This window comes from Lysobacter sp. Root76 (genome assembly GCF_001428685.1).
GTDB lineage: Bacteria > Pseudomonadota > Gammaproteobacteria > Xanthomonadales > Xanthomonadaceae > Lysobacter.
Window position 1 is genome coordinate 761,005 of the sequence record NZ_LMIK01000005.1, and the last position, 19,655, is coordinate 780,659.

At 67.9% G+C, this 19,655-nt stretch carries 18 protein-coding genes; 8 read left to right on the top strand and 10 right to left on the bottom strand.

Features of this window, described 5'->3' with window-relative positions; all coding sequences use genetic code 11:
• Positions 1 to 4,005: a non-ribosomal peptide synthetase gene (locus ASE10_RS10715; protein WP_056304853.1), complete on the bottom strand. Its 4,005-nt coding sequence runs from the start codon at positions 4,003 to 4,005 to the stop codon at positions 1 to 3.
• A gap of 465 nt (positions 4,006 to 4,470) precedes the next feature.
• Here ASE10_RS10715 and ASE10_RS10720 point away from each other — a divergent pair, with 465 nt between their 5' ends.
• The 3 genes from ASE10_RS10720 (at position 4,471) to ASE10_RS10730 (ending at position 7,489) form a co-directional block, all read left to right on the top strand.
• On the top strand, positions 4,471 to 4,908 hold the full coding sequence (locus ASE10_RS10720) for a GNAT family N-acetyltransferase (protein WP_235565905.1): 438 nt from the start codon (positions 4,471 to 4,473) through the stop codon (positions 4,906 to 4,908).
• 127 nt (positions 4,909 to 5,035) lie between these two features.
• Positions 5,036 to 5,974, top strand: coding sequence for an alpha/beta hydrolase (locus ASE10_RS10725; protein WP_055909234.1), 939 nt, complete (start codon positions 5,036 to 5,038; stop codon positions 5,972 to 5,974).
• Positions 5,975 to 6,118: 144 nt separating this feature from the next.
• Entirely contained in the window at positions 6,119 to 7,489 is a 1,371-nt protein-coding gene (locus ASE10_RS10730) for an amino acid permease (protein ID WP_055909229.1), read from the top strand.
• Between the two features lie 386 nt (positions 7,490 to 7,875).
• Here the strand turns inward: ASE10_RS10730 and ASE10_RS20150 are convergent, their stop codons facing one another.
• The 5 genes from ASE10_RS20150 to ASE10_RS10745 all read right to left on the bottom strand — a co-directional run bounded on the left by ASE10_RS20150 (position 7,876) and on the right by ASE10_RS10745 (position 13,239).
• The gene (locus tag ASE10_RS20150; RefSeq protein WP_157480843.1) at positions 7,876 to 8,175 is read right to left on the bottom strand and encodes a hypothetical protein; all 300 of its coding nucleotides are present in this window, start codon (positions 8,173 to 8,175) and stop codon (positions 7,876 to 7,878) included.
• 351 nt (positions 8,176 to 8,526) lie between these two features.
• Positions 8,527 to 8,832, bottom strand: a complete 306-nt coding sequence (locus ASE10_RS20155) for a hypothetical protein (protein ID WP_157480844.1) — start codon at positions 8,830 to 8,832, stop codon at positions 8,527 to 8,529.
• A 197-nt stretch (positions 8,833 to 9,029) separates the two neighbouring features.
• Positions 9,030 to 10,574, bottom strand: coding sequence for an amidohydrolase family protein (locus ASE10_RS10735; RefSeq protein WP_056304855.1), 1,545 nt, complete (start codon positions 10,572 to 10,574; stop codon positions 9,030 to 9,032).
• A 193-nt stretch (positions 10,575 to 10,767) separates the two neighbouring features.
• The gene (locus tag ASE10_RS10740) at positions 10,768 to 12,474 is read right to left on the bottom strand and encodes a hypothetical protein (RefSeq protein ID WP_056304857.1); all 1,707 of its coding nucleotides are present in this window, start codon (positions 12,472 to 12,474) and stop codon (positions 10,768 to 10,770) included.
• 204 nt (positions 12,475 to 12,678) lie between these two features.
• A complete protein-coding gene (locus ASE10_RS10745; protein WP_055909220.1) occupies positions 12,679 to 13,239 on the bottom strand; it encodes a TetR/AcrR family transcriptional regulator in 561 nt (186 codons plus the stop codon).
• A 172-nt stretch (positions 13,240 to 13,411) separates the two neighbouring features.
• On the opposite strand from ASE10_RS10745, the gene ASE10_RS10750 reads away from it, so the two are divergent.
• Together ASE10_RS10750 and ASE10_RS10755 are read left to right on the top strand one after the other, a co-directional pair.
• Positions 13,412 to 14,413 carry an alpha/beta hydrolase gene (locus ASE10_RS10750; protein ID WP_056304859.1) on the top strand — a complete coding sequence of 334 codons (1,002 nt, stop codon included), beginning with the start codon at positions 13,412 to 13,414 and terminating at the stop codon, positions 14,411 to 14,413.
• 53 nt (positions 14,414 to 14,466) lie between these two features.
• On the top strand, positions 14,467 to 14,946 hold the full coding sequence (locus ASE10_RS10755) for a nuclear transport factor 2 family protein (RefSeq protein ID WP_056304861.1): 480 nt from the start codon (positions 14,467 to 14,469) through the stop codon (positions 14,944 to 14,946).
• Positions 14,947 to 15,025: 79 nt separating this feature from the next.
• On the opposite strand, the gene ASE10_RS10760 is transcribed toward ASE10_RS10755, so the two are convergent.
• Positions 15,026 to 15,724 carry a hypothetical protein gene (locus ASE10_RS10760; protein ID WP_056304863.1) on the bottom strand — a complete coding sequence of 233 codons (699 nt, stop codon included), beginning with the start codon at positions 15,722 to 15,724 and terminating at the stop codon, positions 15,026 to 15,028.
• A gap of 59 nt (positions 15,725 to 15,783) precedes the next feature.
• Positions 15,784 to 15,981 (bottom strand): hypothetical protein, encoded by a 198-nt coding sequence (locus tag ASE10_RS20160; RefSeq protein ID WP_156087572.1) that lies wholly within the window; start codon positions 15,979 to 15,981, stop codon positions 15,784 to 15,786.
• Here ASE10_RS20160 and ASE10_RS10765 point away from each other — a divergent pair.
• A complete protein-coding gene (locus ASE10_RS10765; protein ID WP_056304864.1) occupies positions 15,980 to 16,405 on the top strand; it encodes a RidA family protein in 426 nt (141 codons plus the stop codon). The two genes, ASE10_RS20160 and ASE10_RS10765, sit on opposite strands and share 2 nt — an antisense overlap.
• Positions 16,406 to 16,510: 105 nt before the next feature.
• The gene (locus ASE10_RS10770) at positions 16,511 to 17,779 is read left to right on the top strand and encodes an alpha/beta fold hydrolase (protein WP_056304865.1); all 1,269 of its coding nucleotides are present in this window, start codon (positions 16,511 to 16,513) and stop codon (positions 17,777 to 17,779) included.
• Here ASE10_RS10770 and ASE10_RS10775 read toward each other — a convergent pair.
• Positions 17,776 to 18,006, bottom strand: a complete 231-nt coding sequence (locus tag ASE10_RS10775; RefSeq protein WP_056098542.1) for a hypothetical protein — start codon at positions 18,004 to 18,006, stop codon at positions 17,776 to 17,778. The genes ASE10_RS10770 and ASE10_RS10775 overlap by 4 nt on opposite strands.
• Positions 18,007 to 18,180: 174 nt before the next feature.
• Positions 18,181 to 18,549 (bottom strand): GFA family protein, encoded by a 369-nt coding sequence (locus ASE10_RS10780; protein WP_055909190.1) that lies wholly within the window; start codon positions 18,547 to 18,549, stop codon positions 18,181 to 18,183.
• A 152-nt stretch (positions 18,550 to 18,701) separates the two neighbouring features.
• Between ASE10_RS10780 and gnd the strand changes: the two genes are divergently transcribed.
• Positions 18,702 to 19,607 carry a phosphogluconate dehydrogenase (NAD(+)-dependent, decarboxylating) gene (gnd, locus tag ASE10_RS10785; RefSeq protein ID WP_056304866.1) on the top strand — a complete coding sequence of 302 codons (906 nt, stop codon included), beginning with the start codon at positions 18,702 to 18,704 and terminating at the stop codon, positions 19,605 to 19,607.
• Positions 19,608 to 19,655: the final 48 nt, after the last annotated feature.

Here is a 19,655-nt window from a genome sequence, read left to right on the forward strand (position 1 = left end):
TCAGGCATGGACCACCGACCATGCCTGCCTGTCGTCGTCGAGCGCGTCCACGGCCGGCCGTTGCAACAGGTCCAGGCGTTGGCGCAGCACCTGGCCGATGCGCGCGGCGGGCGCGTGGTCGAGCACGCTCTCGTGATGGCAGTCCAGCGCATGCAGTTCGAAGCGGCCGCCGACATAGGACCGCCAGGTCTCCGGGTCGTGCTCGATCAGCCCCGACGGGTCGCCCAGGCGCTGTGTGGCGTGGAAATACACCAGGTCCAGATCGAGCTTGCGCGGCGCGTGCCGGCGCGCGAGCGTGAGGTTGTTGCGCATCACCGCGAATGCATGCTCGACGAAGCGCGGGTGGTCGCGCGCGATCTCGCGCAGCAGCGGCATCGAACGCGCGTTGTGGGCGAGCAGGGCCGGGGCCAGTTCGTCCAGGCTGCGCGGCGCCGGGCCGCGATCCGCGGCGATGCCGAGGAAGCCCAGCGCCGCGCGTACTTCGTCGGCCGGGTCGTGCGTCTGGGTCGGTGCCGAGAACAGATAGCTGTCGATCATCGCCAGCAGCTCCACTCGTTCGCCCTGCTCGTTCAACTGCGCAGCGATGGCATGGCCGATCAGCCCGCCCAGCGAACGGCCGAGCAGGCGATACGGGCCCTCGGGCTGGATGCGGCGGATCTGGGCGAGATAGTCGGCGGCGATTTCGTCGATGCTGGCCGGCAACGGTTCCATGCCGCGCAGCCCGCGCGACTGCAGTCCGTACACCGGCATCGAAGGATCGAGGTGACGGAGCAGGCCGGAGTAACCCAGGCTGAGCCCGGCGATGGGATGGATGCAGAACAAGGGACGCGGCGGCGCAGCGGTGGAGGAGGTCGGCTTGCGCAAGGACAGCACCGCGCCCAGCGGATCGCCGTGCTCGTGGTCGGTGCGCTCCAGCAGCGCGGCCAAGCCGGCGATGGTCGAGGCTTCGAACAGGCTGGCCACCGGCAAGCGCTTGCCGAAGCGATCGGGCAGGCGCGCGATCAGCTGCGCGGCGATCAGCGAATCGCCGCCGAGCTCGAAGAAATTGTCGTGGATGCCGATGCGCGGCAGGCCCAGCAGTTCCGCCCAGATCGCCGCGAGCTTGCGCTCCACCGGCGTGCGCGGCGCGACGAAGCCGCTGCGCTCGCCGCGTTCGGGCGTGGGCAGGGCCTTGCGGTCGAGCTTGCCCGTGGGCGTCAGCGGGAGCGCGGGCACCGGCACCAGGGCGCTGGGAATCATGTAGTCGGGCAGGCGCTCGGCGAGATGGCGGCGCAGCGTATCGACCTGCAGCGTGGCGCCGGCGACGGGCACCAGATAAGCGTTCAGACGCACGCCGCCTTCGCTGCCGGCGGGCTCGGCGATCACCGCCGCGTCCGCGATATCGGCGTGTTCGAGCAGCCGGCTCTCGATTTCGCCCGGCTCGACCCGGATGCCGCGGATCTTGATCTGCTGATCGCTGCGGCCCAGGTATTCGAGCACGCCGTCCTCGCGCCAGCGCACCACGTCGCCGGTGCGATACATGCGGCTGCCGTCGCGATCGAAGGGGTCGGGCAAGAAGCGTTCCGCGGTCAACTCCGGCCGATGCAGATAGCCCTTGGCGACGCCGGCGCCGGCGATGTACAGCTCGCCTGGGCAGCCGGTCGGAACCGCACTGCCGCCGGCATCGAGCACGTACAGGCGGGTGTTGAGAATCGGACGCCCGATCGGCGGCGCGGCCAGGTCCGCGTCCGACAACTCGATCGCGGTGGAGTAGACGGTGGTCTCGGTCGGTCCGTAGAGATTGCTGACCTTGTCCGCGAGCCGCGCCAGCCGCTGCGCCAGTTCGCCGGACAGGGCCTCGCCGGCGGCCAGCGCGTGCACGCCGGACAGGTCGGTGTCGCCGCTGGACAGCAGCATGCGCCATAGCGACGGCGTCGCCTGCATGTAGCCGATGCCGTGTTCGCGGATCAAGGCCGCCAGGCGCGGCGGGTCGCGCACGATGTCGCCGCCGGCGATTACCGTCTGCGCGCCGACTATCAAAGGCAGGAACAGTTCCAGCGCGGCAACGTCGAAGACCACCGTGGTGACCGCGAGGAAGCGGTCGCTGGCGATCGGTGCGAGCTGGCGGCGCATCGCTTCGAGCAGGTTGCCCAGGTTGCGATGGCTGACCTCGACGCCCTTGGGCCGGCCGGTGGAACCGGAGGTGTAGAGGATGTACGCGGTGGCCTCGGGCGTGGACAGGTCGAAGGCGCGCGGGGTCGCCAGCGCGGCGACGACGTCGGCCGGCGCCAGTGTCGCCAGCGGCGTGCCCAGGCGCGCGAGCCGTGGCGCGAGCCGCGGCGACGTCAGCAACAGCGCCGGCTGGGCGTCGGCCAGCATGCTCGCCAGGCGTTCGTCGGGCGTATCGGGATCCAGCGGCAGATATGCCGCGCCGGCGAAGCCGATCGCCAGCGTCGCCACCAGCAGGTTCTCGTCGCGCGGCAACGCCATCGCCACGATCTGGCCGGGGGCGACCCCGCGTTCGATCAGCCGGTTGGCCTCGTGCAGGCAGCGCACGTGCAGGTCGCGATAGCTCAGGCGGCGCTCGCCGTAGCGCACCGCGGTGGCCTCGGGACTGCGCCAGGCCTGTTCGGCGAACAGCGCCGGCAGGGTCTGCGCGGGCACCGGCGCGGCGGTGTCGTTCCAGCGCCGCAGCAGGCGTTCGCGTTCTTCCTCGCCGAGCACATCGATGCCGCCCAGCGTCGCGTCGGGATCGGCGAGCGCGGCGTCGATCAGGCGCTGCATGCGCCGGCGGTGCTCGTCCAGCTCGGCCGCGTCGTATAGCGCCGGGTTGGCGTCGAAATCGAAACGCAGGCCGCCGTCGTCGCCGCGGTCGTAGACGAACACGGTCAGGTCCTCGGCCGAGCCGTTGGACAGATTGCGCGGCACGCCGCTCGCGCCGCCGAAGTCGAGCGCGTAATCGAAGGGCTCGATGTTCACCCCAAGCCAGGCCACGCGCTGGCCCTGGCCGACCAGGCCGAGTTCGCGACGCAGGTCTTCGTAGCGGTAACGCTGATGGCGCAGCGCCTGGGCGACCACGCGTGCGACCTGGGCGATCAGCTCGCTCACGGTCTGGGTCGGCGTCATCCGCAGGCGCAGCAGCACCGCATTGGCGAGCATGCCCGGCGTATGCCGCAATTGATGGTTGACCCGCCCGCTGACCGGCATGCCCAGGACCAGGTCGGCGGCGCCGGTGGCGCGGAAGTAGTAGGCGGCGACCAGCGCGATCAGCACCTGCGGCAGGCTCGCCGAGCGTTCCTTGCCCAATGCGCGCAGCCGGCGCGTGCTGTCGCCGGACAGAAAGCCGCTGCTGCGCCGGAGCCCGCCGTCGCCGCGCGAGCGGCGTCGCGACAGCGTCACCGGTTCGGGCAGTTCGGCGAGTTGCTCATGCCAGTACTCGCGGTCGCGGCGGCAGCGGTCCGAGGCGCGGTAGGCGTCTTCGGCTTCGAGCAGCGAGGCCAGCGAATGGAAGCCGCTGGCCTCGGGCTGACGGTTGAGCGCGTAGGCCGAGTAGATCTCGGCAACGCGTCGCGCGATCAGGCCGCCTGCGTAGCCGTCCAGGACGATGTGATGGGCACGGTGGTACCAGACGTGGTGTTCGTGGCTGAGCTTGAACAAGGCGCAGGCCCACATCGGGCTGTCGTCCAGCTCGGCCTGGGCCGACAGTTCGGCGGCCATCCAGCGTTCGGCCGCGGCGGCCGGATCGCTGTCGTCGCTGAAGTCGAAGTAGGGGAAATCGTCGATGCGGGTGCCGACGATGCATTGACGCGGAACGCCGTCGACATCGATCAGGCGCAGGCGCAGGGCCTCGGCTTCCGACGACACCTGGCGCAAGGCGCGCAGGAACAGCCCAGGATCGATCCAGCCGCGGATATCGATGGCTTCGGCGAGATTGAAGTTGGCGCCCGGCCCGGCGAGCTTCTGGCCGAACCAGAGACCGAGCTGGGCCACGGACAGGGGCAACGAAACTGCACGCGCATCGTTCATCGCACCGCTCCTTGTGCACATCGACGAAACGGCTGCGGCCTGCCTGCCGCACCCGTTGCGATGTCGTCGTCCTGACGTGTTCGAGAGGAGTCCAGTGCCGGACTCGTTTACAGGTTGCCATTACTGCGCAAGCAGAACTGTGAAGCCGATTGTGGATTCGTTGTGCACCTGCACAACGTCACGCCGGCGTCACGCGATGCTTGCGAAATCGGTCGCGTCCTGAGTGAAAACCACTAGAGATCCGCATCGTTTTGCGGTGAGCGGATGCGATCCTGCTTGAGTTTCGCGCATCGCCGTTGCGGTAGAGCAAGGTTTCGACGAAGCCGAAAGCGACTGACGCACTCCGGCAAATCCTGGCCGCTACCTCTTCAGCATCCGCCCTGGCCGATCCGCGAAGTACGATATCGCCGATCCCGACGCCGCCCGCGCGTCGGGCCCGAACTCGAAGAACAACGGACTGCCCACGTGACGACGACGATGGAATGGCGGTTGGACCGCGACCGAATCGACTGGGACGAACTGTCCGAGCTGTACCGGATCGCCCCGTTGGGCGAGAAACCCGCACGCGACCTGGAAGTGGTGTTCGGCAACAGCCGATATGTGTGCTTCGCCTACGACGGCGGCCGACTGGTCGGCGCCGGCCGCGCTCTGGCCGATGGCCTGGACTGCTCCTATCTGTGCGATGTCGCGGTGCACCCGCAGTACCAGGGCAGCGGGCTGGGCAAGGCGATCATCGAGCGCCTGACCACGCTCTCGGCCGGCCATCGCAAGATCATCCTCTATGCCAACCCGGGCAAGGAGGGCTTCTACCGCAAGCTCGGCTTCCTGCGCATGCGCACCGCCATGGCGATCTTCCAGAACCGCGAGCGGGCGCTGGCGACGGGCCTGGTCGAGGAAGACTGAGTACGCCGGCGCGGGGTCTCAAAAAAAATTTCCGGCCGCATGTCGATTCGTGCCTGCCTGGTTCGTCGCTCCAGTGAGACCAGGATTTTGGCGTCAATCCGACGCCGGACCTCATCGGAGACCGATCATGAAGTTCGCAACGCTGGCCCTGTGGGCCTATACCGCTGTCGCCGTCCTGCTGCCCGTCGCCGCACCGGCGGCCGAAGCGCGACCCGTCGTCAACATCAGCGCGGAGGTCATCAAGGGCCGCCAGAGCATCGATGGTGTCGACTACTACTACGAGATCCGCGGCAAGGGCGAGCCCCTGCTGTTGCTGCACGGCGGCCTGGGCTCGATCGAAATGTTCGCCCCGCTGATGCCGAAACTGAGCGAGCACCGGCAGGTGATCGCGGTCGATCTGCACGGTCATGGCCGCACCCCGCTGGGCCAGCGGCCCTTCAGCTGCCAGTCCGGCGGCGACGACATGGCCGCGCTGGTCGGCAAGCTCGGCCACCCGCAGGTCGACGTAATGGGTTACTCGCTGGGCAGCTGCGTGGCGCTGCGCATGGCGATCCAGCGGCCGGCGAGCGTGCGCCGGCTGGTGCTGGTGTCGGGCGCCTATTCCGACGACGGCTACTACCCCGGCATCCGCGCCCAGCAGAACGGCCTGACCGCCGCCGCCGCGCCGATGATGAAGGACACGCCGATGTACCTGAACTACGCGGCGGTAGCGCCGAACGTCGGCGAGTTCCCGCGCCTGCTCGACACCCTCGGCGATTTCATGCGCGGTCACTACGACTGGTCGGCCGAGGTCAAGCAACTGCAGATGCCGGTGATGCTGGTCTACGGCGACGGCGACATGTATCGCCCCGAGCACGTGATCAAGTTCTACCAGCTGCTCGGCGGCGGCCTGCAGGACGCCGGCTGGGGCCGCGAGACCCTGTCCAGGAACCGTCTGGCGATCCTGCCCGACCTGACCCACTACGACATCTTCGCCTCGCCGCGCCTGGCCACGACGGCGCTGCCGTTCCTGGACGGCACCAGCGACGTGAAGAGTTGGGCGGAGCAGGTGTCGGCGGCGAAGTAAGCCGCGGACCGGCTGGCTCCGGTGGTGCCGAGGGCGAGCGCGGACAGCCCTAGCGCCCTCGGCCTCGGGGCGCGGACCGGCACCCGCGCCCGGACCCCGCCTGCTGTATCGTTCGGCCTCCGCCGCACTCTTGCCGATGGCCGAATGAACTCCCAGACCGAGACCGCCCGCCCCGACGAAACCCAGCTCGGCTACGCGATGAAACCGCGTCAGCTGGTGATGATGGGCCTGGGCAGCGCGATCGGCGCCGGGTTGTTCCTGGGCTCGGGCGTGGGCATCCAGGCGGCCGGTCCGGCGGTGTTGCTGTCCTACCTGATCGCCGGCGTGCTGGTGATCATCGTGATGCGCGCCTTGGGCGAGATGGCCGCGGCCAAGCCGGCCAGCGGCGCGTTCTCGGTCTACGCCGCCGACGCCATGGGCGCCACCGCCGGCGCGACCCTGGGCTGGTTGTGGTGGGCGCAGCTGGTGATCGTGATCGCGGCCGAGTCGGTGGGCGCGGCCGGTCTGCTGGCGACGGTCTGGCCGGGCTTGCCGGTGGCGATGATGTCGTTGCTGTTCATGGCCGTATTCACCGCGATCAATTTGCTGGGCGTCAAGAATTTCGGCGCCTTCGAGTTCTGGTTCGCGATCCTCAAGGTCGTCGCGATCCTCGCCTTCATCGCGGTCGGTGCGGCCCTGTTGCTGGGCTGGTTGCCGAACGTGAGCTCGCCGGGCCTGTCCAACTTCGTCGATCACGGCGGCTTCGCGCCCAAGGGCTGGGCCGGCGTGGGCGCGGCGCTGCTGGTGGTGATCTTCGCCTTCGGCGGCACCGAGATCGTCGCGGTCGCCGCGGCCGAGACCCAGGATCCGGTGCGCAGCATCACCCGCGCGATCCGCACCGTGGCCTGGCGCATCCTGGTGTTCTACATCGGCTCGGTCAGCGTCATCATCGCGGTGGTGCCGTGGACCAGCGAGTCGCTGAAGTCGCCGTTCGCCGCGGTGCTGCAGGTCGCCAATATCCCGGGCGCGGCGGCTGCGATCACCCTGGTCGCGGTGATCGCGCTGCTGTCGGCGCTCAACGCCAACCTCTACGGCGCTTCGCGCATGATCTATTCGCTGGCCGAACGCCGCGAGGCGCCGCGCTTCCTGGCCGGCGTCGATCGCCGCCAGGTGCCGGTGGCCGCGGTGTTGGCCAGCGTCGCGTTCGGCTTCTTCGCCGCCCTGCTGGAGCTGTGGTATCCGGAGCGCGTGCTGCCGGCGCTGCTGAACGTGGTCGGTTCGACCTGCCTGCTGGTATGGGGCATGTCGCTGCTGTCGCAGTTGATCCTGCGCCGCCGCGCCGACCGCGAGGGCACGCCGCTGCCGTTCCGGATGAACGCCTTTCCCTACCTGACCTGGCTGGGTCTGGCGCTGCTGGGCGGCGTGATCGCGCTGGCCTTGCTCACCGAGGGCCCGCGCATGCAGCTGTTGTCGACCATCGCGTTGACCTTGGGCATCGCGGCGATCAGCGAGATCGCGCGGCGCGTGCGCGCGTGACACGGCGGATCATTCTTTAAGCGATTGCGTCGTCGCCCGGCTTGCATGGTTTGGCCACCGCAGAGCGATGGGGGCTGAGCTTCTTTGAGGCCGTCGGCGGCTTCGCGATCCCCGGTCTTCCCATCGGTGAAGGTGTGGCCGATCGGGTGGTCTGTTTAAAGAACTGCCCCGTGCTTCAAAGCGTTCGTAACGGTGTGGCCGCTCGCTCGTCTCGGATGCGATAGATGTCTTCGTAATCCATCGCGGCAAAAGTGAGGATTGCGGCAGCATCGGCCAACTTCTGCAAGTCAGCCGCGACGCGAGCGAACGATTTGCGCGGCCATTCTTGCGTTCATCTGCAGAAGGTCTTGCGGGAGACCGGAAAGCGGGTGCGCTTGACTCCGTTCTCAGTTGTCGTCATCTCTGACCTTCTCTGAGACCAGTCGGCATATGCGCTTCATGAGTTCGGAAAGATCTCTCGTGCCTGCACTTGAAATGACGTAGTACTCGCCTGTCTTTGTGTATTCAGATAGTAATAGCTCAATCTCTGCCATAACGTCGCCCGGGAGCGCGAAGAGGGTGCGCTTTACTTCTTCATCGGTGTATTTCTTCGCGCTAATAATTATCGGAAACGCCGCCTCTTCGATGGACGATTGAGTGTTCTGCAGTCTTCGATATGCTGGTTCGCCATGGTGGGAAAATTGCATTCCATGATCAATGTCCTCTGCCTTGGTCTAGCTGTCATACGGCCTGGCCTCCCACGTCGACGGTCTCCAGGGACGCCGACCTCTTCTGGCCGCCAAAGAATTACCCCGCTGCATGGTTTGCTTGGGTGGGAGGCTGTCGTGGAATTGCGGATTTCTCGAGTTACGTTTTAAACGCTTGCGGTCCATCGTCCGAAAAGCGAGGTCGCTTCGGGGAGCCTCTTCTCGGCCTTCTGTTCGGCCTCATGACGGTGGGCTGGAAGTCTTTAGGAAGGTTTTCTTTGCGACGTGCTCCAGCCCCTCGCCTTTAGCTCGCCGACATTCCTTGTACGAACCAGCCACTGCGGCCCGATTTCAATTTGGCTTGCAAAACGAGGATCGCCATTCAATGAAAGCATGAGGGTAGGGGTCCTTGCCTAGTCCGACATGGTAGTGACTCCGGAGAGCCATTCCTGTCACGCCTTCATGGAAGAAGAAATCGTCATCCTGCACTGGAATTCCAATGGCGCCGCAGTGCTGAGCGCTCCGGAACCGAGAGTAGTACTCCCTGGCGAGGGTTGATGCATCGGCTACCGAGTAGCCGAAGCTTGCGTGCAAGTCTGAAACCACCTCATCGAAGAAGCGATTGGTTTCTTCGTCGGTTGGGAGCATCGGATTCATATCGGTTCTTTCTTGTATCAATTGAACGAAGACCGGAACATGCTCTCCTTCCGGTCGCTGAAGAATAATTCAGCCGCTCGAAACGCGTGGGTGTCAGGCTGCTGTGGAATTACGAGTGCCCGGGATTCTGCTGCCGGCTATCGTGCTGGCCTGGGCATCGCGGAGGCCAGGGAGATCATGGCGGCTGCGCGATGGAGTTAGGGCGTCGGCGCCGTCCGGTCGGCCTCAGCCTTAGCCTCAGCTTGACGCGTCTCAATGGCTCGCGCGAGTTCGCGCATAGCCTCATCCGATTGTGCCAGCAGCGCGTCTATCCGCGCCGCCGGTAGCCAGCGACCCTGCACGAACACGCCGTGGATGCGCGCGACGTTGCGGATGTCGGCTAGCGGGTCGGCGTCCAGCAGCACCAGGTCGGCGCGCTCGCCCACGCGCACCGCGCCGTTGCCGCCCTTGCGGTCGAACAGGCGATGGGCATTGACGGTCGCCGCGCGCAGCACTTCCAGCGGCGACAGTCCGACTTCGCGCAGCTCCAGCATTTCCTGGTGCACCGAGACGCCGAACGCCAAGCCGGGCATCGGCGCGTCGGTGCCCACGGTCAGCGCCACGCCGCGCTTCCACAACTCGCGGGTGAGCAGACGCGAGAAGTCGTAGCCGGCCGAAAAGGTGTCGGCGCCGTCCTGGTTGCGGAACCTGGCGCTGAGGTAGTTGTTGCCGGCCGGCGCCCAGTCCAGGCGGGTGACCGGATCGACCAGTGCGCCCCAGTCGCCCGGTGTCGCGGGCACCTCGCGCTGCACGTACATATGGACGATCTGCTTGAGCGTGATCAGGGTCGGGGTGACGCCGATCTTGTTGGCGGCGACCAGGTCGGCGAGCGCATCGATGTCGCGTGGCGCCAGGTTGGATTCGCGCCCGTAGCGGCCCAGCTCCTCGCTGTGGGCGATATTGTCCAGGCGATGCGCGAACGCGAATGCGCGGTCGGCGCAGACGCCGCAGCCCAGTTCGGGCAGATGCCCGGAACTGACCATGCCCTGGCGGCGGGTCTCCTCGACGATGGCCTGGTAGGTCTGGCGATTGAGGAACTGGTAAGGCTTGATGAGGTCGTAGCGGCGCTCGCGCGCGGCGCGTACCGCGGCGATGCCGTCGGCGGCGGTGGTCGGGGCGGCGGGCGTGGAGACCGGCACCTGCGCCGGCCTTGGCGAGGCGACTTCGGCGCGCGGGCCGTTGATGCGCTTGGCCACGTACAGGCGCGGTCCGAGGATGCGGCCGGCGGCGATCTCGTCGCGCAGCCACAGCAGGTCCTCGTCGCTGCGCGCGCCGCCGCCCAGGTTGGCCGCGCCGGTCACGCCGGCCTTGAGGAAACTCAGCAGCACGCGACGGTCGTAGACATGGTCCGGGCCGGGGTCGAGCCCGGACCGCACCGGATTCTTGCTGTCGCGCAACGCGCCTTCGGTGGCGATGTGGACGTGGGCGTCGACCAGGCCGGGAATCAGGAACTTGCCGTTGCCGTCGATCACGGTCGCATCGCGCGCCGGCCGATCCTTGCCGTGCTCCGACATCGCAGCGACGCGTCCGTCGCGCACCAGCACGTCCCGATGCGCCAACACGTCATCGCTGTCGACAGGGATGACCGTCACGTCGCGTATCCACCAGGCGCCGCGATCGGTTTGCGCTGCCGGCGTATCCGCCGCGAACGCGGGAACGAGATTGGCGACGCTGAGCGCCGCCACCGACCACCAAGCCTTCATCCGCTGCTCCACGCATTGCCAGGGCCATGATACCGACGCGGCCGTTGCCGACACGCGCCTGCCTGGATGCGATGCGCGAACGCGGCGCAAGGTTTAGCCGGCGCGCCCCACGCCGTCCGTGCGGGCGTGAGACGCGCCGGCGCCCGTTGCGCGGCGCGGCCCCCCGACCGCGCGGCGATTCCCAAGGCCCGGATCAGGCGTGGACCCAGAACGCGCTTTCGGCGAAGCGCTCGTCCTTCCACCAGTTGGCAGTGCTGGTGCCGTAGCGGAAGTTGCTGACGCCGGCCTGGCTCTGCAGCGGCCGGTCGACCTCGCCGGAGGCGGTGCGGTGCGCATGCTCGGTTTCGGTCTCGGGCACCACCGGCAGAATGTGGCCGGATTTTCCCTCGATCTTGCGCCGCGCCACGATCAGGGCGACCGCGCCCTGGTTGGCTTCTTCCTGCAGGCGCGTGGGCGAACTCACCTGGCGCCAGCCGAACTCGGGGCCGAAGTCGCGCAGCCAGCGGAACAGGTCGTTGGCGCGCATCTCGAAAATGGTGTCGGCGATCAACGGCTCGACGGTCTGGCCGCGGCGCAGCTTCTCGATCGCCGGCGTGCTCCACCACACCCGCGGCAGGTAGACGCCGGCCAGATGGCAGTAATCGTGGGCGTAGATATTGCAGAAGGTCAGTCCCGAGTGCGGCTGGTAGCGCTTGTGCGAGGCCTTGTCGACCGCGAGCCAGTCGATGATCGCGCCCAGGTCCTCGCGCAGCTCCGGTGCGGTGGAACCGGAGCGTTCGGGCTGGCCGTCTTCGTTGAGCGAATGCGCGCCGGCCGCGTCGCGGCGCCGGGTCACCCGGCCCGGCCGGCGCGGCATGAACACCGCGACCACGCCGGCGCGCGGCGGATCGCGCACGGGCTCGACGATCGGGATGTCGACGATGCTGTTGTCGCGGACCAGGAAATCGGTCGAGCAGAACCCGCGCAGCAACGCGCCGAACAGACTGGTCTCGACTTCCATGAAACCGTTGACGGCGCGTCCGGTGACCGCGCGCACCGGATGCCCGTCGGGCAGTTCGGCCTGAACGTTGGCGGTAGGCGGGCGGCTGATGCGCGGCTCGCGGCGCAGGCGCAGGGTCGAAACGCGGGTGTCGACGCGGAAGAACGGGCCGGTCGCGGCGATCGGCCTGGGCGGCGGCACCGGCGCTTCGCCGGGCAGCGGCGCGGGCAGCGGCGCCGGCGCGTCGGGCGTCGGCACGGTCTGGGCCTGGCGGATGAAATCGAAGATCGCCTGGCCGTAGAAGCGGGTGCCGTCGAAATGGCCCTGACGCAGGCCGCGCTCGGGGCGGAAGCCACCGGTGTTGTAGACGATCGCGACCGAGGCCAACTCCATCGTCGTCAGCGATGCGCGATCCTGTAGCCGGAGCTTGCGCAGCCCGCGCTTGAGTTCGGCCACGCACATCGCCAAGGTCTGCTCGAACCGCTCGTAGCGGCGTTCGAGAAAGTAGTCGGGATCGTCGAGGAAGAACTGCAGGTCGCGCTGGAACATGCCGAAGCCGTGGCAGAACTTGTTCGGCCGCGACGCCGCGCCCTGGTAGGCCTCGATGTGCACCGCCATGTCGACCAGAGCCTTGCGCGCGATCGCGAACATCTCGTCGCCGCGCGAGGCCGCCACCAGTTCGGTCTTGGTCTTGGGGAAGGCGCTGCGGCCGGCGTTGGAATCGAGCGTGTCGCCCACGCACAGGGCCAGGATGCGCTCCTCGCTCATCGACTTGCGTCGCAGCACCGGCCAGACCTCGCCGGTTTCCTGGCAGGCCAGCGCGGTGATCAGGTCCAGGGTGAGCGGGGTGCCGGCCAGCGCAGGCACGACGCGCGCTGCGAAACGGGTCTTGAACCACAGCATGTCCGCGCTGTTCGGCATGGCCAACCTCCTTGTCGCCCTACGAATCCGTCCTGCGCCGCCAGGGGCGGGCGCCACTCCCAAGAGACGAACGATTCGGAGGCGAAGGATCGGCCAGGCGAGCGACGAACGGTCGGCGACGACGCGTTCATTCTCTTGCGCGGATGCGACACGCGGGACGGGCCATCCTTTGGCCTGCCTGGAGGAGCGGTGCCGCCTGCGCGATCAGCCCAACAGCTGTTGCGGCAGGGTGTTGAGCACGCGGCGGAACGGATCGGGATTGTCGATGCCGCGCGAAACGATCAATGCGCCCTGGATGCGCACCACCGCATCTTCGGCGCGTCGCTGCGCCTCGCGTGCGGACACGCCGTCCTTTTCTCGCGCAAGCCGCGCGAATCCGTCTATCAAGCCGCGCAGCGAAACGCTGAGACGATCCTGGAACAGCGCCTGCGCATCGCCGACGACCAGATTGCCGAACAGGCAGGCTTCGGTGCCGCCGGCGTAGAAGCTGTCCAAGGCTGCGATCACCTTGGCCAGCCTGCGCTCCGGGGTGCCGGCGCCCTGCATCGGCGCGAGGATCTCGTCGTGCACCCAGGCGTCCACGCGATCGAACACGGCGCGCGCCATCTCCTCCTTACCGCCGGGAAAGTAGTGATACAGGCTGGAGCGCCCCAGGCCGGTGGCCTGGGACAGCTGGCCCAAGGACGCGGCGTCGTAGCCATAGCGGCGGAACGCGCCCAGCAGGCGATCGACCACGGCATCACGGGGCAGGAGAGGGGCGGGCATGGCGGCAAGTCGACTGGAACGATCGGTCCAATATGGCCCGGGGCAGGGGCGCGGTCAACGCATCCATGGATGCAACGCTGCGTCCGCATCGGCGTCGTTGACGGGTCCGGGCCCGAGATCTATTGTACCGATCGTTCGGTACAAGAACGTCCATCCACCCCGGAGCCACCCCATGTCCGTCCTATCCGCACGACCCTCCTCGCGTCTCCTGCGCGCCAGCGCATCGCTGCTGCTGGCCGCGGCGGCCGCTTTCGCGGCTCCGCTGGCGTTGGCCAAAGACCCGGCACCGTCCGCCGGCGCATCGCGTCACGACACGGCAGCCATCCACTACCGCACCACGAGCGTCGATGGCGTGGAGATCTTCTATCGCGAAGCCGGCCCGCGCGACGCGCCGGTATTGCTGCTGCTGCACGGCTTCCCGACCTCCAGCCAGATGTACCGCGACCTGATCCCACGCCTGGCCGACCGCTACCGCGTTATCGCCCCCGACTACCCGGGTTTCGGCCGCAGCGTCATGCCCGCGCCCGCGCAGTTCGACTACAGCTTCGACCACTACGCCGTGCTGATGGACAAGTTCACCCAACAGCTGGAACTGCCGCGCTACGCGCTCTACCTCATGGATTACGGCGCGCCGGTGGGCTTCCGCCTGGCCTCCCAGCATCCCGAGCGCGTCAGTGCGCTGATAGTGCAGAACGGCAATGCGTACGAGGAAGGCATCGGCAAGTTCTGGGATCCGATCAAGGCCTACTGGAACGACAACAGCGCCGAGAACCGCGAGCACATCCGTAAGGCCGCGCTGACCCCGGACGGCACGCGCTGGCAGTACCTCCACGGCGAGCCGGACCCGACCCTGGTCAGCCCGGATGCGTACGCGCTCGACCAGGCCTATCTGGACCGGCCCGGCAACACCGACATCCAGTTGGCGATGATCTACGACTACCGCAACAACCTGCCCAAGTACCCGCAATGGCAGGCCTACTTCCGCAAGTACCAGCCGCCGACCCTGGTGATCTGGGGCAAGAACGACCAGATCTTCCTGGTCGCGGGCGCCGAACCCTACCGTCGCGACAACCCCAAGGCCGAAGTGCATCTGCTCGATGCCGGTCATTTCGCCCTGGAAACCCAGAGCCCGCAGATCGCCAAGCTGATCCGCGAATTCCTCGCCAAGCACTGAACCAGCCTCGCGGCGCTCCGGAATTCCGGAGCGCCGCCATCCAGGAGACAGCCATGAACCCCACCGAATCGCGCCCGCCGCTTCCGCCCTTCACTCTGGAAACCGCGCTGGCCAAGGTACGCGCCGCCGAGGACGCCTGGAACGGTCGCGATCCCGAGCGCATCGCCCTGGCTTACAGCGAAGACAGCCAATGGCGCAATCGCTCCGAGTTCTTTCGCGGTCGCGACGCGATCGTCGATTTCCTGACCCGGAAATGGGCGAAGGAACTCGACTATCGGCTCATCAAGGAACTCTGGGCTTACGGCGGAAACCGCATCGCGGTGCGCTTCGCCTACGAATGGAGCGACCACGACGGCCGCTGGTTTCGCGCCTACGGCAACGAGAATTGGGTATTCGACGAACGCGGTCTGATGCGCCAGCGTCACGCGTCGATCAACGACCTGGCGATCGACGCCGGCGAGCGCAAGTTCCATTGGGACGCCGCGGGCCGCCGCCCGCTCGATCATCCGGGCCTGAGCGATCTGGGACTGTAGGCGCCGGCCGGTCTTCGGTGCCGGCCAAAAGAGCGCGCCCGCCGGACCGGCGAGCGCGCGGGGCCGGTCGCAACCCAGCTCAGGGGATGTACACCAGCGTCGCTTCGGCGACGGCGGGGCAGATCGCGTTGTTGTTGAACAGAGCGTCCAGGCTCGGGGCCGGGGCGGTGGCCAGCGCGGTGGCGATGCAACCGACCGTCTTGATCACGCGCGAGTTCTCCAGCCAATCGCAGGAGGTGGCTTTGACCGCGCCGAAGCTGTGCTTCTTCCAGTTCACACGCACGCCGCCGCACTGGGTCGCCGCGGGGAAGGAATACCACTTGCCGCCGCTGTCCTGTTTGACGTTGAAGCCGGTGCCGGTGCAGGCCAGATTGCCGCGACGGCAGACGCGCGAGCACTGATGCAGTTGCAGCGGCGGCAGGCTGGAGGGACAGCCCTTGGCGTTGTTCTCCAGGTTGCACTCGCAGTAGTCGTTCGGCGGATCCTCGATGCGGGTGACGTTGTAGCGGATCGCCAGCGCCGTCGAGGCGGTCTGCCCGCTGACGGCGACCTTGAAGGCCTTTTCGTCGGCGCCGTTGGCTTCCTGGATCGAGATCAGGGGGCGGCCGGTGGCGTCGAACTGGATCGTCGGCCACGACTGGATCCGATAGACGTTGATGGTTTCGCAGGGGCTGGCGCCCGGACAGGCCGCCAGGGCCTGGCCGCTCCAACCCAGCAGGGCCAGCCAGAACGTCGCACCCAGCAGTGCATGGGCGAACTTGTGTGTTGCAGGGCTCATGTCGCTTCTCCGTGCGCACGTGGTAGGGACGGCGGACGCGCGCACGGGTCCGCCTGTCGTTACCAACGCGGCGCGGCCGCGGCTGTGAGCTTTGCGGGCGGCGCGGCGATGAATGCGAGGTCCGGCGACGTCACGCCGGCGCACATCGGATCGTCGTTTCCGTATCCGCCGACCAGGGCGGCCGCGCGGCGCGCGCTTGATCGCACCGCCGCGGTCTCCATGTCGCACAGCACACCTCCCCGCATCAGGACGACCATGACCAGCTTCCGACAGACCCCGGTACTGACCCTCTCCAATCCGGCCGCCTTGTACGACCCCGCTCCCAACGGCTATTCCCATCTGGCCAGCGTCAGCGGCGCGGCGCGCTGGCTGCTGGTCGCGGGGCAGGGCGGCGAAACCCAGGACGGCCGCCTGTCGCCCGACTTCCGCGACCAAGTGCGGCAGGCGCTGGAGAATCTGAAGATCGCCCTGGCGTCGGCCGGCGCGGGCACCGTCGATGTCGCCAAGCTCACCGTGCTGATCGTCGACCACAGCGAGGAGCGGCTGCACGTGTTCGGCGCCGAGCTCGAGGCCGCGTTCGGCGCCGGCGCCAAGCCGGCATGCACGCTGATCCCGGTGCCGCGCCTGGCCCTGGACGGGATGCTGTTCGAGGTTGAGGCGATCGCGGCCCTGGCCGCATAACTGGCGCGGGGCCAGGACGCGGCAGGCTGCGCCCTGGCCCATCGCCGGCGCCTGCGCCGTTGGACTTCAAGACCGGGGATCGCACCGTTCATGGAGAGGACGACGATGAAACGCGAGGCGCAGGACGCATACGCCGACCCTTCGGACTATCCGCGCTTGCTGGACGAAGCGCTGGTCGTGCACCAGCGCACGCCGGCCAGCGTCAACGACAGCCTGCTGGTGTTCGTGCACGGCCTGGGCGGCAGCCGCTACGGACCGGGCGCGACCTGGGGCCGCTTCCCGGCGTTCCTGTACGACGACCTGTCCCAGGTCGACATCGGCATGTACCAGTACCGCACCGCGGCCGGGCGCCTGGGCTGGGGCAAGTCGATAGAACTGGAGGACGAGGCGCGCGTGTTCGCCGACCTGATCCGCGACCAGCTCAAGAACTACAAGCGCATCGTCCTGATCGGCCACAGCATGGGCGGCCTGCTGTGCAAGGCCGCGATCCATCGTCTGGTCGAGACCGCGGAGCACGACGCGCTCAACCGCATCGCCGGCCTGGTGCTGATGGCGACGCCGCAACTGGGTTCGCTGCGGGTGCCGCGGCTGCTGAGCGCCCTGTCCTTCGACGCGCGTGCGCTGCAGCCGCACGGCAGGCTGGTGCTCAAGATCAACAACACCTTCGAGAACCACATCGCCCTGGACGAGCGCGTGAGCACCTTGCGCAGGACCACGATTCCGACCTGGGCGGTGGAGGCCGTCCACGACCGCTGGGTGGATTCGCTGAGCGCGGGCATCGGCCTGACCTCGTCGCGGATCAAGGTGGTGCGCGGCTCGCACACGTCCGTCGTCACGCCGGCCGACCGCGACAGCGATGTCTACCCGTGGGTCAAGGAGCGCATCGAGATCGCGCTCAACCGCTACAAATACGACGTGTTCGTGGCCGCGGCGATGGCCGGCCACAACGGCGACGCCGAGTACACCGAGAATCGCAACACCGTGCTGGCGATGATCGAGGTCCTGAAGCAACGCTGCGGATTCGACTCGGTGTTCTACGCCGGCATGAATATGGCGACGATGGAGGACTTCGATCCGGAAGAACTGGCGCTGCGCAAGGATATGGCCGCCTTGCGCGAGAGCCGCTATTTCATCCTGTTCTATCCGAAGAAGATCGTGTCCAGCGTGATCTACGAGGCCGGCTGGGCGCTGATCCTGGGCAAGCCTTCGATCTACATCGTCGGCGACGACCAGCATCTGCCGTTCCTGATGCAGGAAGCCTCGCAGGCTTTCGTCGAGCGGCGGGTGCGCATTTTCGAGTGCGTGAATCAGGCCAGTCTGCTGGAGCGCCTGACCGCCTACGGCACCGAGTTGTTCGACGCCAGCGCCGCCTAGCCGGCGACCCCGTCGTCCTCCAGCACCAACCCGCGCGCGGCCAGCATCGCCTGGACCCGGTCCAGCGCATGCGCGTAGTCGTCGGCGGCGGCCGCTTCGAGGATGGGATTGGCCGACAGGGCGAACCGCGACAGCACGTCGTGACGGTCGGCCTCGCGTTCGATCTCGGACAGGCGCGCCTCCAGCGCGGCGAGTTCGGCGTCGAGTTGTGCGCGGGTCCAGGGCATGTGCACCTCGCCGGAAGTAGGGCGCCGAGCCCGTGCCGGCTCGCGCGCCTTCATCATAGTTGCGGGGCGTGTAGGAGGCGTCGTCCCGGAGCTGCGCCGTCGATCGCGGGTTTCAGCGCCGGGACGACGACGGTGCCGGTGGGCGGGCACGGCATCCAGGCCGCGCCGCCATGCTCACCACAGGTTCTTGCCGTCGAGCACCGTCACCGGCACCGCGTCCAGGTCGAAGCCCTCGAGCAGGCGCGCGTTCACGCCGATCTTCGGGTGATCGAAGTCGGGCTTGAAGTCGACCCAGCTCGGGCTTTCGGTGTAGGTGCTGCAGCCGCACTGGTCGCAGAAGTGGTTGGCGATGATGCGGCTGCGCCAGCGATAGGTCGCCACGTCGTCCAGCGGCGTCAACAGGCGGAACTGGTCGGGCGTGTAGTAGGCCCACAGCGCGCCGCGCTTGCTGCACAGCGAGCAGGTGCAACTGGTCAGCTCGGTGGGAGCGGAGCTCAATTCGAAACGGGTCTTGCCGCAATGGCAGCTGCCTTGCAGGGTCATCGGGACGTCCTCGGTGGGCCTGGGCGCATGATCGCCCAGGACGGTGTCAATTCCTGTCAGCAGCGGCCGCGCACCGCTGCGTTGCGCGATCCGGCGTTGCAAGCGCGCGCCCGGGCGCCAACACTGCGGGTATACGCCAACAGGAGCGAGCGATGGAACTGGGTATGGTCGGGCTGGGCCGGATGGGCGCGAACATGGCCGAGCGCCTGGTGCGCGGCGGGCATCGTGTGACGGGCTACGACCCCGGGGCTGCGGCGCGCGAGCAAGCGGCGCCGCGCGGCATCGTGGCGGCGGCGTCGCTGGCGGAGCTGGTCGCGGCGCTGCCGGCGCCGCGCGCGGTGTGGCTGATGGTGCCGGCCGGACAGATCGTCGACGACACCCTGGCCCAGTTGCTGCCCTTGCTGGCGCCGGGCGACAGCGTGATCGACGGCGGCAACTCGAACTACAAGGACACGATGCGGCGCGCGGCCCTGCTGGCCCAGCAAGGCCTGCATTACGTCGATTCCGGCACCAGCGGCGGCATCTGGGGCCTGGCCGAGGGCTACAGCCTGATGATCGGCGGCGACGAGGCCGCGGTGGAGCGGTTGCGGCCGATCTTCGCAACCCTGGCCCCGGCGGCGGACCGCGGTTGGGGCCGGGTCGGTCCCAGCGGCGCCGGGCATTTCACCAAAATGGTCCATAACGGCATCGAGTACGGCCTGATGCAGGCCTATGCCGAGGGCTTCGCGATCATGCAGCGCAAACCCGGCTTCGATCTGGACCTGCACCAGGTCGCGCAGATCTGGCGGCACGGCAGCGTGGTGCGGTCCTGGCTGCTGGACCTGGGCGCCGACGCGCTGGGCAAGAACCCGGCCCTGGAGGGGATCGCGCCCTATGTCGAGGACTCCGGCGAGGGCCGCTGGACCGTCGCCGAGGCCATCGACCTGGACGTGGCCGCGCCGGTGATCACCGCCTCGCTGCTGGAGCGGCTGCGCTCGCGCGAGAGCGATTCGTTCGCCGACAAGCTGCTGGCGGCGATGCGCAACGAGTTCGGCGGCCACAAGATCAAGGCCGGCTAGCGGCGCACGCAGAAAGTTACCTCCGGCACCTATCCGCGGCGGCGGCGC

Excerpts from the sequence above, each read along its gene's own strand:
- ASE10_RS10770 (WP_056304865.1), top strand. The coding sequence starts at position 16,511 with ATGAAACGCGAGGCGCAGGACGCATACGCCGACCCTTCGGACTATCCG.
- ASE10_RS10730 (WP_055909229.1), top strand. The coding sequence starts at position 6,119 with ATGAACTCCCAGACCGAGACCGCCCGCCCCGACGAAACCCAGCTCGGC.
- ASE10_RS10735 (WP_056304855.1), bottom strand. The coding sequence starts at position 10,574 with ATGAAGGCTTGGTGGTCGGTGGCGGCGCTCAGCGTCGCCAATCTCGTT.
- ASE10_RS10740 (WP_056304857.1), bottom strand. The coding sequence starts at position 12,474 with ATGCCGAACAGCGCGGACATGCTGTGGTTCAAGACCCGTTTCGCAGCG.
- ASE10_RS10775 (WP_056098542.1), bottom strand. The coding sequence starts at position 18,006 with ATGCCCTGGACCCGCGCACAACTCGACGCCGAACTCGCCGCGCTGGAG.
- ASE10_RS10715 (WP_056304853.1), bottom strand. The coding sequence starts at position 4,005 with ATGAACGATGCGCGTGCAGTTTCGTTGCCCCTGTCCGTGGCCCAGCTC.
- ASE10_RS10765 (WP_056304864.1), top strand. The coding sequence starts at position 15,980 with ATGACCAGCTTCCGACAGACCCCGGTACTGACCCTCTCCAATCCGGCC.
- ASE10_RS20160 (WP_156087572.1), bottom strand. The coding sequence starts at position 15,981 with ATGGTCGTCCTGATGCGGGGAGGTGTGCTGTGCGACATGGAGACCGCG.
- ASE10_RS10725 (WP_055909234.1), top strand. The coding sequence starts at position 5,036 with ATGAAGTTCGCAACGCTGGCCCTGTGGGCCTATACCGCTGTCGCCGTC.
- ASE10_RS20150 (WP_157480843.1), bottom strand. The coding sequence starts at position 8,175 with ATGCAATTTTCCCACCATGGCGAACCAGCATATCGAAGACTGCAGAAC.
- gnd (WP_056304866.1), top strand. The coding sequence starts at position 18,702 with ATGGAACTGGGTATGGTCGGGCTGGGCCGGATGGGCGCGAACATGGCC.
- ASE10_RS10750 (WP_056304859.1), top strand. The coding sequence starts at position 13,412 with ATGTCCGTCCTATCCGCACGACCCTCCTCGCGTCTCCTGCGCGCCAGC.
- ASE10_RS10745 (WP_055909220.1), bottom strand. The coding sequence starts at position 13,239 with ATGCCCGCCCCTCTCCTGCCCCGTGATGCCGTGGTCGATCGCCTGCTG.
- ASE10_RS10780 (WP_055909190.1), bottom strand. The coding sequence starts at position 18,549 with ATGACCCTGCAAGGCAGCTGCCATTGCGGCAAGACCCGTTTCGAATTG.
- ASE10_RS10755 (WP_056304861.1), top strand. The coding sequence starts at position 14,467 with ATGAACCCCACCGAATCGCGCCCGCCGCTTCCGCCCTTCACTCTGGAA.
- ASE10_RS10760 (WP_056304863.1), bottom strand. The coding sequence starts at position 15,724 with ATGAGCCCTGCAACACACAAGTTCGCCCATGCACTGCTGGGTGCGACG.
- ASE10_RS20155 (WP_157480844.1), bottom strand. The coding sequence starts at position 8,832 with ATGAATCCGATGCTCCCAACCGACGAAGAAACCAATCGCTTCTTCGAT.